The organism is Sulfurospirillum halorespirans DSM 13726 (assembly GCF_001723605.1).
Lineage (GTDB): Bacteria > Campylobacterota > Campylobacteria > Campylobacterales > Sulfurospirillaceae > Sulfurospirillum > Sulfurospirillum halorespirans.
Genome location: NZ_CP017111.1, coordinates 44,917 through 58,013 on the forward strand (window position 1 = coordinate 44,917; position 13,097 = coordinate 58,013).

Sequence of the window (13,097 nt, forward strand, 5' to 3'; positions counted from 1 at the left end):
GTCTACTTAACTTCAAACGAAACTGCCTCTTTTACTTAGAATCTTTTTCTCTATTTTTTAATACTCTTTCTACGAGCTCCACAATTGATGAGTCATCATCATATAGCATGTTTTTTAGTGTTTTTAAAGACGTATTTTTATTTGTAGCTACTTTTTTGCGAATCTCTTTTCCATGATATTCAAATCTTTCATTTTGATCTGTACCGTGATAAAACACCTTAGTCAATAGATTTATAGTATTAAAGTTATCCCATAGTTGACGTAATAAAGATCTTTGAAATTCACCTATTTTTATTCTTTCTTCATTTCTAAACTTTTTTGTAGTTTCTCCATGGTCTGTACTTAATATATTTAATATATCTTCTGGAGTATTGTTGTTTTTGGCAACACTTGTCCTTACATGTGGAGCAGGGTCTTTGGAAAGTTCTCTTAATATTTCCGAAGATGTTTTTAAATTCTGTGCAATAGAGCTTCTTATGCTATAGTCATCACTTTTTGAAAGTCGTATTATGATATCTTGAGAAATATTTGGGTTATCAGCGATAGAAGACCAATTATTATTTTCATTTACTAGCCTCCTTAATACTTCTATGTCTGTATTAGGGTTTACACTTACGCTTGCTTGAATATCTGCATTTTTATCCCAACTTAATAGTTTTAATGCATTAGCTGGAGTGTTCTTATTTTTTGCAACTGAGATTCGAACTTTTACATTTTCACTTTGGCATAGCTGCTCTAGTATATCTGGCGGTGTTTTCATGTGACACGCTATAATTTTTTTTATTTCATCATTTTTTGAAGCACTTAAATTCCTAAGTAGTTTTTCTGAAGCTCGATCATCACGTAATGCTTGATATACTGGGTTATGTTCTCCCAAATTCATAACTTCACTATCTTCGCTTAGCTTAATAAATGTCTCTATCGGTGTATTTATATTGGAAGCTACTTTTGAGCGAACTCTTGCATTTTCATCTTGACTTAATTGCTCCAATAGATAAACGGGCATATTACCATTCAATGCAACTCTTGCACGAACTTCAATATTTTCATCTTTACTCAATTTTTCCAATATATGGATTGTCAAACTCTTATTGTTTATTGCTCTATTGCGAACTTCTGGATACTCATCTTGACATAGCTGTTCCAACACATCTGGCGGTGTATTTTTGTTGGTCGCAATCTCTTTTCTTCTCTCATTATTTTGAGAGTTACTTAATTTTCGTAGCAATTCTTCGGGTGCTGCACTATCCATCACAGCACGTTCAGGCGTCCAATAATACGGTCCTCCTCTGTCGTAATGCCTATTATATTCTTCTTCATCTGCAAGTACTTTATCAATTTCTTCCTTAGCGCGTTGCGGAGCAATTTCTTCTAACAAAAAATAAATATGGTTTAGTATCGTGTCTATATGCCCTTTATAGCGAAAACTACTTTTTTTCAACAAAATGCCTAAAATTTCTGTTGATGCATCAATATCTGTTTTCATTAACTCAGTAAACCGCTCAATAAAAATATCAATCATCTGTTTTGTTCGCTTTTCAAATTTTTCAATTTTACTACTAGCAAAACCAAAGTTCACACAATGCATCTGAAAATAGAACTTTTTATCTCTTTCATAAATCCATTCGGTCATATTCCAGCATAATTCTGGCAAATCATCAAGTATTTTCCGCTCTATTGTAATGGGGAAAGAGATGTTCCGCATTTGCGAATGTGTATCTTGTAATGCATCTTTAATCAGTTCACTAATTTGGCTAATATGTTCTGTAAAGAGCTTCTGATTTGTCATATCAAATGTTTGATACGACTCACTCCATAAAGCAAATCTTTTGGTAGCCGCTTCTGTAAGTTCACTGTTCTCTACACAATTAATAGCGATAAGAAAGTAGTTTTTTAATGACTCTTTATTCATCTCTTTTTTTTGTGTTTCGATATGCCAAAGTCTTGTACATAAATCACCGTACCATGGTTCATCTGTGCATGAGAATCGTACCAGTAGCTGCAAATTTTTTTCTATATCTGTGCCTTCAGGACAAATGTTTTGGGCAATCAAATTGTAAAGTTCAAAAGAAACGTCTCTTATCTTTGTAGAATCTACCTCCTCTTCTTTTTGCCAATCACTGTTGTAATAACTTAAAAAATGAGACAGTGCGTTCACAAATAATAAAGGTCTGATATCTTTTAATTTTCTTGCAAATTCGAGCATGCTTATAGGTCTGTGCTCTGAAAAATCGAAGATATAACTTCTGTTTGGCTTGTCGTTTAAAGCATCAAATTGCTCTAAAATATACTGCGGGTCTTCTGTTGCTAGTTCAATAAACAACTGTTCTAGGGGTTGTGTAAAGTAGTTCTTGAATTGATACGCCACAGTACTTGGATGTTCTTTGAAAACTTTCATACCAAAAGCGATACGCTCTTTTACGGATACAGTTTGATTGAAAAAATATGCCTCCTGCTTCTTAAGCAAAAACCCTATCATGTTTTCTTTACTATGTCTCAATAAATAATCATCTCTATACACAATCGCTACAATAATTTTTAACGCTAAAAGAGTATTTTTCTCGCTTAGCTGATCCAGCCTACGCACATAATCATCCCATTGTTCTTGTTTTTCTAACGTAATAACAAAGCGTTTTCCTAAGAGCTGCAATGCATCGTCAATATATCTATTGAATTGAAGAATGGCATCAGGTTCTACTGTTTGCAATATGAAATCACGCATAGCTCTTTTCCTCTTACATGTAAAAGTTGCTTTTGAAAATACAGTTTTGCTTTTTTGCTAGTGTATAAAAACTGACCTTTGTGTTATGTTAGTAACTTAAAAAATTAACCGTTTATTTTTTATCCTAGTATAAACGAGGCGTATCCGACCACGCGACTCGTATCGTTACTGCGCGCAAAACTGGTGCGATAGTCTAAAAAATGGGCTTGAAAATTGTGCGTAAGTGCACTTTGCACCATTGCTTTTACACCGGTGATACCACACGCTTCACAGCCGTGCGTTAGGGCGTGAAGATCAAGATGGGAGATGGCATTGATGCAAGCCTGATCAAGCGCATTGGCTTCCTCTTCGGTGTAAAAATGGCTCAGATCGGTGCTGATGACCAGAAGTGTTTTTTCATCATTGAGTAGCGCATCGATCAAGCGTGAGAGTTCTCCAGAGGTGACGTCGCCATAGACGATCTCAACGACTTTGGCGTGTTTAAAGTAGTGGCGAATCAAGGGCATCTGCACTTCAGTGGAGTGCTCTTCGTGTGCGAGCGGGTTGAAGCTTAGAAAAGCGAACTGTTTTTCAAGCGCATGGCTGAGTTCGAGGTCTATTTCGATTTCGCCACACGGCGTGTGGTAGCTCTCAAACAAGGCGATGGAAGCACCCGCAATGTAGATGCGATGACTAGGTCCAAGTACGACCACACGCTCGATGTCAGCGTGTTTTGAAGCGGTGTAGTGGTAGGCAAGATTGGCGGTGTAGCCACTGTAAATGTAGCCTGCATGGGGCACGATGAGTGCACGAGGCAGGACATCCAGTTCCAACGGAGGCATTGCTTTGGTAAAATGGTCTATAAAGTGTTTAATCTCACTGCAATTATCGGGGTAAAACATGCCAGCGACGGCTGATTTGCGATGTTTATTCATCAAAAACTCCTGCGAGTTTGGTTTTACATGTAGGACAGCGCGCATCTTCGATCAGATGATTTTCCATCACATCAAAGCGGTAGCGCTTAATCAAAACCGCGTTACATGTAACGCACCGTGTTGGGTTTTCAAGTCCGGCATTGCCGATGTAGATGTGTTTGAGTCCTGCTGCTTTGCCGAGTGTTTCGGCGCGTTTGAGCGTCTCTATGGGTGTGGCGGAAAGGGAGTGTTCGTGATAATCGGGATGAAACGCGCTGATGTGCCACGGAGTCTCTTCTCCCAACTCTTTGGCGATAAACGAAGCGATGGCGCCTAGCTCTGCGTCTGAATCGTTTTTGGATGGAACGATCAGCGTGGTCACTTCGATCCAGATGCCGTTTCGTTTAAACTGTTTGAGGTTTTCCAAAACCGTTTCAAGCCCTCCTCCAAGCTCTTTTTTGTAGTAATCGTGGTTGAACGATTTCAGATCGACATTGGCCGCGTCGATGATACCTTTCATGTCATCAATGACTTCGTGGGATTCAAAACCATTGGTAACGAAGATGTTTTTAATACCCCTCTCATGCGCCAAAAGAGCGATGTCGTGGGCGTATGGGTAAAAAATGGTCGGTTCATTGTAGGTGTAGGCGATGGAGGCACATTCGTATTTGAGTGCCATCTCTATGATTTGCTCAGGGGCGATAAACTCTTTTACATGTAACGTTTTTTCTTGGGAAATACTCCAGTTTTGACAAAAAGGACAGACGAAGTTACAGCCGATGGTTCCAAGTGAAAGCGCTCTGGTATCGGGCAAAAAATGGTAGAGTGGTTTTTTCTCCACGGGGTCTACATGTAACGTCACAGGAAAGCCGTAAACCAGATTTTTGATGGTGCCTTCCACGTTTTGATTCACACCACAGATGCCACGTTGTCCCTCTTTAAGATGGCAGTAATGCGCGCAGAGCAAACAAACCAGACGTGAACCTTCCGCTTTAAAGTAGTTCATTATTTCACCTTTTCAACCCTATAACGTGAAATGTCAGGATGGCTTTCTACGCAATGTGCCTCCAGCCCTGCTTTTTGGCAGAGATGGGAAAAAAAGAGCTCAAACGTAGGCAGTTGCTCCCAAACTTGGGGTAAAAAGGTCGCTTTTCGCGCTCCTTTTTGAAGAATGATGCCATCTTCCCCAACGGTGATTTTGGATTTGAGATCTGTTGTATCGCTGTATTCAACGCTTTTTGGCGCACTCAAAAGCGAGACTTCAATGCTTACATGTAAAAACTCTTCCGAACTCAGCGGATAAAAACGCGGGTCATCAAATGCGGCGGCTTTAGCGTTGTGGATCAGGTCGTCTAAAAAAGGACGATGCGCGATGAGTGAGCCGATGCAGCCACGAAGCTGCCCATCAAGAGTGAGCGTCACAAACGTCGCTTTGGGGTTGGAAAATTCGGGGTAGCGTTCTAATAACGTTTTTGTATCAATGGTGGAAGTGTGCTCCAAGCCGTCTTTGATGGCCTGTTTTGCAATAGCTAGGATCACGTTTTGCATTGTAACTCCTTATCAGAGGAGTATTATAGGATAAAATGGCTGATAGCTATCGTTATTTTTAGGCACGGATTTCGTTTACATGTAAAACATTAACACTGTTTTGCTAGACTACCGTATAATTTTTAAGGAGTGATGGATGAAACAGTGGTTGGTCATCGTGATGAGTGTTGCATTTTTTTCAGGCTGTAGCATGAGTTTTAATTATAATTTTTGGAGCCAAAAAGCCCCTGAAACGCCCACTCCCACCGTTGTAACAGAAGCCAAAATTGCACTACCAAGTACCGTTTTAATGTACGATCTTGATATTACCGATCGCCCTTACACCAGCCTTGGTGAAGTCAGCGTGACACTGACCAAACTGAACCCATGGGGCGAAGAGCCAACCCAAACGGAAGCAGAAACCAAGCTCAAAGAGGAAGCGGTGAAAAAGGGTGCGGACGCGCTCATTTACGTGCGTTACACCAAACTTGGTGCCTCGTGGAATCGACTGAGCGGCATCGAAGGCAAAGCGCAAGCGGTGAAATTTACACGCTATTAAAAGCACAATTGCGTTATACTTTTGCCATGAAAACCACGTTACTCAGCGACACGGCGTTTGAAAATATCGCCGATTCGACCAGTAGTTTTTCTTGCCACTTTCACGACACTTACACGATTGGGCTAACGCACCATGGCATGTTTACGTCGCTTCATGAGCATAAAATCACCCAAGCCTATGAGCGTTCGGCGCGCATCATTAACCCTGGCGAAATTCACGGTGGGGATTCTCACGCGTGGCAATACACCAATTTTTACCCCAGTATTGAGCTTTTAAGCACGCTGTATGAGCAGATGTACGGCGAGAAAAAGATGCCGATTTTTGAGAAACACATCATCCAAGATGATGAACTTTACGCTCGATTACTCCTCTTTTTTCAAGCCGTTTATGCCAATGAAACGGAACTGCTTTTGGAGTCCAAACTCATCGACGCACTCTCCTATCTCATCGCGCATTACGCGCATCAAACCTCGCCTTATCCTTTTACATGTAAAGATTCCAAAGGGATCTCTATGGCTGTGGAGTACATTCATGACAACATCGCTTCTGACATTAGTTTGGACGCACTTGCGGGAACAGCAAAGGTGAGCAAGTACCATTTTCTCAGGCTTTTTAAAAACCATACAGGGCTCACCCCGCACCAATACATCATCGCGGAGCGCATCTGCAAAGCCAAAACGCTCGTACTCGAAGGCGAATCATTAAGCCTTGCAGGACTGCATGCAGGCTTTAGCGACCAGTCGCATTTCATCCGCACGTTTCGCAAAATTTACGGCTATTCACCCAAAACACTGCTTCAAAAAAGCAATTTTATTCTATACACCTGAGTTTAAAAAGGGTAAACTTTGCGCCAAGGAGTTGGCTATGGCACATAAAAATCTTTTCTTTTTTTTACTCTTCATCGCGATGCTTGCATGGGGTGGTTCGTGGGTGAACGTGAAAATTTTAGGGCATTATATCAGTGCGTATGAGATGATCTTTTTGCGCTTTGGCATCACCGCCATTACGATGGTTCCCATCATTATTTGGCTGAAACATTCATTCAAAATTGACCTCAAAAGCTTTGGGTTGGTCGTCTTAGTCGCCCTTGCGTTGATCTTTTATAACAAATACTATTACCTTGGAACGAAGTTTGGTACCGCTTCCTTGGGTGGTGCGATGGTGACCACAATGATTCCCATCTTAACCTTTGTTTTACTCGCTTTGATGGGGGTTAAAAAGGTGAGTTCTAAAGATTTGTTTGCCCTTGGTTTAGGGGCTGTGGGTGTTTTGACGATGTTGCATATTTGGACGTTTGATCTCGCGCACATTTTGCTGATTCAAAATCTCTATTTTATTATCGCTGCTTTTTTGTGGGCGGTTTTGACGATTATCAGCTCCAAATCAACGAAGATTTCGCCGATTGTTTTTACGTTTTACATGTACATTATGTCCGTTGTGCTGGATTGGGTTTTGTTTGTGGATGTGAGTACTTTGCCATTTGAGACGTTTGATGGCATTTTTTGGATTAACATACTGTTGATCTCCCTCGCCGCTTCCACCTTTGCCAATACCATTTTCTTCCTAGGCATTGAAAAATTAGGCGCAGCCGAGGTGAGTTCTTTTGTCTTTTTGGTACCGTTTTCCGCCATTGGACTGAGCGCCATTTTCTTAGACGAGAAAGTGGATCTTTTTATCATACTAGGAACAGTTTTAACGCTTTTTGCGGTCAAAATGCTCAATAATATTACAATTTTAAAGCGACGCCGAAAAAGCGTTGAATAGTTGTAAAATGGCGATCCAGCCCTTCAAAGCTGTGATTGCCACCTTCTTCGACAACCATCTTTGCTCCCTCTAAAAAATCAAGCGCCTCTTCGTAGTCTAAGACCTCATCACCTTTTTGAAGTAAGAGTAAAATATTTTCAAGATTTGGCTCTTCGATTTCATAGCTTTCAAGCATCTCAAGATGTGACTCATTCCATTCGTACGTGCTGTTATCGTAGTAATTAACCCCATGTCCAATGGCGCGCTCAAGCGTTTCAGACGCATTCACCGCAGGGTTAATCAGCACGGCTTTGAGGTTGTATTTATCGCTCAAGTAGAGCGCATAATAACCACCAAGGGATGAGCCCATAAGATACACTGGCTCTTGATACGATTCGATCAGTTCACTAAGCGTGTTAATCGCAAGATCAGGAATCGTTGGCAACGATGGCGCAATGAAAGCAATGCCCTTTTCTTGGCAATACGCACGAAGCAGTTTTGCTTTACTTGCCTCGCCACTGGAACCAAATCCGTGAATGTAGATAATCATATGTTCTCCTTTATAATACCGTGTGCGGCGCGAATGCCTGAAGCCCACGCGGCGGTGATGCCTCTGCTGGTTCCTGCTCCGTCTCCGATGATGTAGTAGCCCTCTTTGACACAAAAGTGTTTATCAATAAACGCTGGTTTATTCGAGTAGGTTTTAATTTCGGGGTAATAAATGATGGTTGAAGGGTGAAGGACGCCGGGGATGATGGTGTCAAGCATCTTGAGCGATTTCCAGATGTCTCGTAAGATTTTTGCGGGCATACACAAAGACAAATCCCCTGCAACCGCACTTTTCAAGGTGGGTTCAAAGTCGTACAAATCGTTGTTAAACGTCTCCGCCTTAGAGCGTGCTCCCATGCGAAAATCCCCCACCCGTTGCATGATGACAGAGCCTCCGCTGAGTTGCATCACCATCTCGCCCAAAATCTTTCCAAACTGCTGACCGCTGACCACGGGCTCGGTGAGGCGAATGGTTTTGAGCATCGCAAAATTGACCAAATTGTTGCGTTCATTTTCACGCGAGAGCGAATGACCATTGACTGAGTAGTAGCCTTTGTATTTTTCACGCACGATGTGTGCACACCCTGAGTTGGTACAAAAGGTGCGCACCTTCCCAGGAAAGAGAATCTTAGGGTCATAATAATCCCGCACGATGGGGTAATTTTCCTCTTTGGTTTCGATCCGAACGCCAATGTCCACGATATTGTCACTGTAGGGCACACCAAGTGTGTCCATCTGCTCTTGCAACCAATCATAATCGGCACGGCCAGGGGCTAAAATGAGGTGATTAAAGGAGATATATGTGCCATCTTCAAGCGAGATGGTTTTCTTCTTGGCGTGAATGCTGTGCACTTCTGTTTTAAGTGCAACGTTTACATGTAAGACTTTGAGCGCATCAATCAAGTTCCCAATCAGCTCTGAGGATTTGTCAGTTCCCACATGCGCTTGGTCGATACTGAGGATTTCAACCCCAATTTTTTTCGCACGTGCCGCGTATTTTTCAATGTTAATTTTTGCTTCAATCGTAGGGTTTAGATGAGAAGCGACCTCTTTGAGCAACTCATCCGCCTCTTCTTTGCTCCAATGCTCACACGGAAAACCCACAGGATACGTGTAGTTTTGCTTGCAGTCGTTGCGCAAGCCTCCTGAGCTTATCTTCTTTTTTTCGATCAGTAAAATGGAGTGTTGCGTGTTTTCAGCAAGCTTAAACGCTGCACCTAGCCCTGCGGGTCCTGAGCCTACGATGATGACATCATAATGTGAGTTGAGTCTGTTTTTTTCCATGGAAAAGAGTATAGCAAAAGATTCGTTAGGCTATAATACGCGCAATTACTTATAAGAGGTTACCATGAAATTACAAGAATTGGAAGCACGAAAAATCATTCAGATGGTGATGGGTGAGTCGCGAACAATAACAAAAAACGATGAAGAATTAGCACTGCTTCTCAAAAAAAGATTGACCAAAAAAGAGTGCGAAGTGCTAAATGCTGAAGCACTTGGCAAAGACAAAGAGGCGCTGATGAGCGAGCAAAAAATAGACGCAACACGTTACGATGCACTCAAAGCAAGTGCAACTAAAAAGATCAAAAATGAGTCCGTTCATGGAGATTTTTTCTATACCAAAGGTGAATAAACATGGAACACGTTGAAGTCATAGATAGCGTTTGTACCTATTGCGGTGTGGGGTGTGACATCGCTGCGAATGTCAAAGACAATAAAATTCAAAGCATTTTCGCACATCCTGAAGGGGTGGTTTCAGAAGGCAATTTGTGTGTTAAAGGCAAATACGGCTTTGAGTTTGTCGATGCTCCCGATCGTCTCAGAATTCCACGTATTCGCAAACGTTTTTTGGCGCAAAACCCCACCATTTACGAAGCGATCGCTTTACATGTAAAAGAGTTGGATGAGACATGGGTTGAAACTACTTTGAATGCAGCAACCACGGCGGCAGCGATGAAACTTCAAGAGATTCAAGCAAAGTATGGACGAACCAGTGTCTGCTCCATCGGAGGGGCGCGAACTTCGTGTGAAAGTTCGTACCTGCTTCAAAAATTCACCCGTCATACGCTAAACTCTCCGCATGTCGATAACTGTGCACGCATTTGCCACTCTCCAAGCCTTAAAGGCATGCGCACGACCATCGGTGAAGGTGCTGCGACCAATCCTTACAATGACATCTACAACGCTGAATTTATGATCGTTTTTGGCTCTAACACCACCGAAGCACATCCGATTATTTCCAACCGCATTGTCGATGTAGCGGGCAAACACGATAACTTAGCCGTGTTTGATGTCAGGGAAATCACCTTGCATCGCTTCGCCAAATACAAAGGCATCATCCCGCATGAAGCGAATTTGCTGGTTTTAAATATGATGGCGTATGTCATCATCACCGAAGAGCTTTACAATGAGCATTTTCTCTCAGATCGCACCAAAGGCTTTGAATCGTTTAAAGCAAAAATTCTCAATGACCCTTATGCCAATCCAAAGTATTTTGAGCACATTGAAGGCTATGAAAACTTAAGTAAACTTATCCCAAAAGTCGCGCGTGAATACGCACTCAAACGGTCGATGATTTTCTGGGGATTAGGCATTACCGAACACATCGATGGTTCGTATGCGGTGATGGCGATCACGCATTTAGCCCTTATGACAGGAAACATCGGTAAGCAAGGTGCAGGACTGATGCCACTTCGTGGACAAAACAATGTCCAAGGGGCATGCGATATGGGCATGCTGCCTTACTACGACCCCGATTATCAAACACCCAAAGAGATAGGGTTGATGACGCCACAGCTGGTCGATGAGATGCTAGAAGGTCGCATTAAAGCAATCCTCAATATGGGAGAAGATCTCACGCATGTTCACCCCAACAGCAACAAAGTAAACCGTGCGCTTGATAACGTAGAATTCATCATGGTTCAAGAGCTTTTCATGACCGAAATCGCCAATCGAGCCGACATTGTCATCGGCGTGAAATCAGCCTATGAAAAAACGGGTGTCTATGTCAACGCGATGCGTCGCCTTCACCTCTCACAACCGCTTGTGAAGTCTGATTTGCCTGATGACTGGGAAGTGATCAAATTGCTCGATAACAAAATGGGCGGAAACTACACTTATGAAGATTCCAAACAGATTTGGGATGAAGTACGCGAAGTGGCTTACCGACGTTTTTCAGGGGCGAGTTACAATAGACTTGAACGTCACCGCGTTCGTGGACTTCAATGGCCTGTACACACCGAAGATACACCGATCTTGCATCAACTCGACTTCCGAACCGAAGATGGCTATGGCGAGTTTCATTACCACCCGTATCAGCTTCGTGGCATGGTGCAAGAGATACAGGAGAAAAGACTCACAGGCTATCATCTCACCACTGGAAGAACCTTAGCTCAGTATAACAATGCTTCGCAAACTAGCCGTTGTGAGAAGCTCAATAAACGTTATGATGAGACTATTCTTTTGGTACATGAAGATGACGCGGCAGATTTTACCAGTGAAAAAGTCATACTCAAAACCGAGTTTGGGCAAAGCGCTCCACTCACCGTCAAGTTTACCGATAAAGTGCAACCTAAAACACTTTTCTGTACCTTTCATCACGCCAAGTCAAAAATCAATAATCTTTTTGGTGATAGATGTGATGAACTCATCTTAACAGCAGCATTTAAGTCGATAAAAGTGGAAATTATAAACGTTTGAGTTAGATTAAAGTAGCTACTCGTTGGCTACTTTAAAAAAAGTAGTTAAATAAAGTTTGTAGTGTAGGGATTTTAGTATGAAGTGGCCGGGAGAGAGGGATTTAAAAGGCATAAATTTTCTATATTATACATTTTGTAAAATAATCATCAAAATAGCATATTTTAGGCTTTAAGATAACTTTATCAATTTCCAATAATATGTTATTATTCCAATAAAATATAAATTTATGTTGGAAATAGGTTGGAATAATGAGCCGCATCAAAACTAAATATCAAGGTGTTTTTTATCGTGAAGCTATCACGAATGGTAAGCCTGATAAGACATATTATATCGTTTTTAAAGACACTCATAATAAAACAGTTGAAACGAAGGTTGGTAAAGAAAGCGAAGGTGTACGTGCAAATTACTGCAATCAAAAGCGTAATGAGATTGTTACAAAGCAACGCTTAGGTGAAGATCTTCCGACAATAGCTATCAAAAAGAAAAGGAATATTATCACGTTAGATCTTGCGGCTGAAAAGTTTTTCAAAGAACGTGAGATGCAAAATAAAGATAATGCTCATACTCAATCAAAATACAATAATTGGATCATGCCAGTACTTGGGAAGATGGATATTGATTTGATCGGTCTTGAGGAAGTCAGAGGATTGCAAGAGAGCCTGGTGAAAAAAGAGTACGCAGCAGCCACGATTAACTTCACAATTAACCTATTAAATGCAATCATCAATTATGCGATTGAAAATAAACTATCGACAACTATTCAAAATCCCACAAAAAAGCTCAAGCAATTGAAAGTCGATAATGCTCGAGATCGATATTTGACAAAAGAAGAGTGCCAGAGCCTTTTAGAGGCCGTTGATGATGAACCCGTACTAAGATTATTCGTGCGATTGAGTTTGAGCACTGGAGGGCGATTAGAGACGATCTTAAGTATATGCAAAAAAGATATTGACTTCACCAATAAAATAATTACGCTAAAGGATCATAAAAACGCCTCTTCGTATCGTGGATTTATCAATGATGATCTCACAAGTTATGTAAATGAATACTGTAAGGATCTAAAACCAAACGATAAGTTGATCACAATGCCGGTACGTACACTCAGAAGACAATTATCAAATATTTTCGCAGATCTCTTTAACGCAGATTTAGACAAAAACGATAGAAAAAATCGAGTTGTCATTCATACCTTGAGACATACATTTGCAAGCTTGCTAGCAATTCAAGGAACACCAATATTTACGATTCAAAAGCTGATGAATCATCAGGACATAAAGACTACTCTACGCTATGCAAAATTGAGCCCAGAGAGTGGAAAAGAATTTGTCTTAAAATTACTTGCATAAAAAACATTAAGATATTAAGTTTCCAAGATCTATTTAGAAAATATTCTCAATAAAGTATA

At 41.3% G+C, this 13,097-nt stretch carries 12 protein-coding genes; 6 read left to right on the plus strand and 6 right to left on the minus strand.

Annotation, left to right across the window (positions count from 1 at the left end):
• Positions 1-31 precede the first annotated feature (31 nt).
• The 4 genes from SHALO_RS00215 to amrA all read right to left on the minus strand — a co-directional run bounded on the left by SHALO_RS00215 (position 32) and on the right by amrA (position 5,163).
• Entirely contained in the window at positions 32-2,722 is a 2,691-nt protein-coding gene (locus tag SHALO_RS00215; protein WP_069476854.1) for a HEAT repeat domain-containing protein, read from the minus strand.
• 119 nt (positions 2,723-2,841) lie between these two features.
• A complete protein-coding gene (gene amrB / locus SHALO_RS00220; RefSeq protein WP_069476855.1) occupies positions 2,842-3,636 on the minus strand; it encodes an AmmeMemoRadiSam system protein B in 795 nt (264 codons plus the stop codon).
• Positions 3,629-4,621, minus strand: coding sequence for an AmmeMemoRadiSam system radical SAM enzyme (amrS, locus tag SHALO_RS00225; protein ID WP_069476856.1), 993 nt, complete (start codon positions 4,619-4,621; stop codon positions 3,629-3,631). The genes amrB and amrS overlap by 8 nt, the downstream gene beginning before the upstream one ends.
• Positions 4,621-5,163, minus strand: coding sequence for an AmmeMemoRadiSam system protein A (gene amrA / locus SHALO_RS00230; RefSeq protein ID WP_069476857.1), 543 nt, complete (start codon positions 5,161-5,163; stop codon positions 4,621-4,623). The genes amrS and amrA overlap by 1 nt, the downstream gene beginning before the upstream one ends.
• Positions 5,164-5,299: 136 nt before the next feature.
• On the opposite strand from amrA, the gene SHALO_RS00235 reads away from it, so the two are divergent.
• Genes SHALO_RS00235 through SHALO_RS00245 form a run of 3 tightly spaced genes read left to right on the plus strand, consistent with a single transcriptional unit; the run spans position 5,300 to position 7,465 of the window.
• Positions 5,300-5,701, plus strand: coding sequence for a hypothetical protein (locus SHALO_RS00235; RefSeq protein WP_069476858.1), 402 nt, complete (start codon positions 5,300-5,302; stop codon positions 5,699-5,701).
• Entirely contained in the window at positions 5,641-6,528 is an 888-nt protein-coding gene (locus tag SHALO_RS00240) for an AraC family transcriptional regulator (protein WP_238585261.1), read from the plus strand. Before SHALO_RS00235 ends, SHALO_RS00240 begins: the two co-directional genes overlap by 61 nt.
• A 37-nt stretch (positions 6,529-6,565) precedes the next feature.
• Positions 6,566-7,465 carry a DMT family transporter gene (locus SHALO_RS00245; protein WP_069476860.1) on the plus strand — a complete coding sequence of 300 codons (900 nt, stop codon included), beginning with the start codon at positions 6,566-6,568 and terminating at the stop codon, positions 7,463-7,465.
• Here the strand turns inward: SHALO_RS00245 and SHALO_RS00250 are convergent.
• A complete protein-coding gene (locus SHALO_RS00250) occupies positions 7,428-7,994 on the minus strand; it encodes a YqiA/YcfP family alpha/beta fold hydrolase (protein ID WP_069476861.1) in 567 nt (188 codons plus the stop codon). The two genes, SHALO_RS00245 and SHALO_RS00250, sit on opposite strands and share 38 nt — an antisense overlap.
• On the minus strand, positions 7,991-9,277 hold the full coding sequence (locus SHALO_RS00255; protein WP_069476862.1) for an NAD(P)/FAD-dependent oxidoreductase: 1,287 nt from the start codon (positions 9,275-9,277) through the stop codon (positions 7,991-7,993). Before SHALO_RS00255 ends, SHALO_RS00250 begins: the two co-directional genes overlap by 4 nt.
• A gap of 64 nt (positions 9,278-9,341) precedes the next feature.
• On the opposite strand from SHALO_RS00255, the gene SHALO_RS00260 reads away from it, so the two are divergent.
• From SHALO_RS00260 to SHALO_RS00270, 3 genes are all read left to right on the plus strand, one after another.
• Positions 9,342-9,626, plus strand: a complete 285-nt coding sequence (locus SHALO_RS00260) for a hypothetical protein (RefSeq protein ID WP_069476863.1) — start codon at positions 9,342-9,344, stop codon at positions 9,624-9,626.
• Between the two features lie 2 nt (positions 9,627-9,628).
• Positions 9,629-11,692, plus strand: a complete 2,064-nt coding sequence (locus tag SHALO_RS00265; RefSeq protein ID WP_069476864.1) for a molybdopterin oxidoreductase family protein — start codon at positions 9,629-9,631, stop codon at positions 11,690-11,692.
• 248 nt (positions 11,693-11,940) lie between these two features.
• Positions 11,941-13,038, plus strand: a complete 1,098-nt coding sequence (locus SHALO_RS00270) for a tyrosine-type recombinase/integrase (RefSeq protein WP_069476865.1) — start codon at positions 11,941-11,943, stop codon at positions 13,036-13,038.
• Positions 13,039-13,097 lie beyond the last annotated feature (59 nt).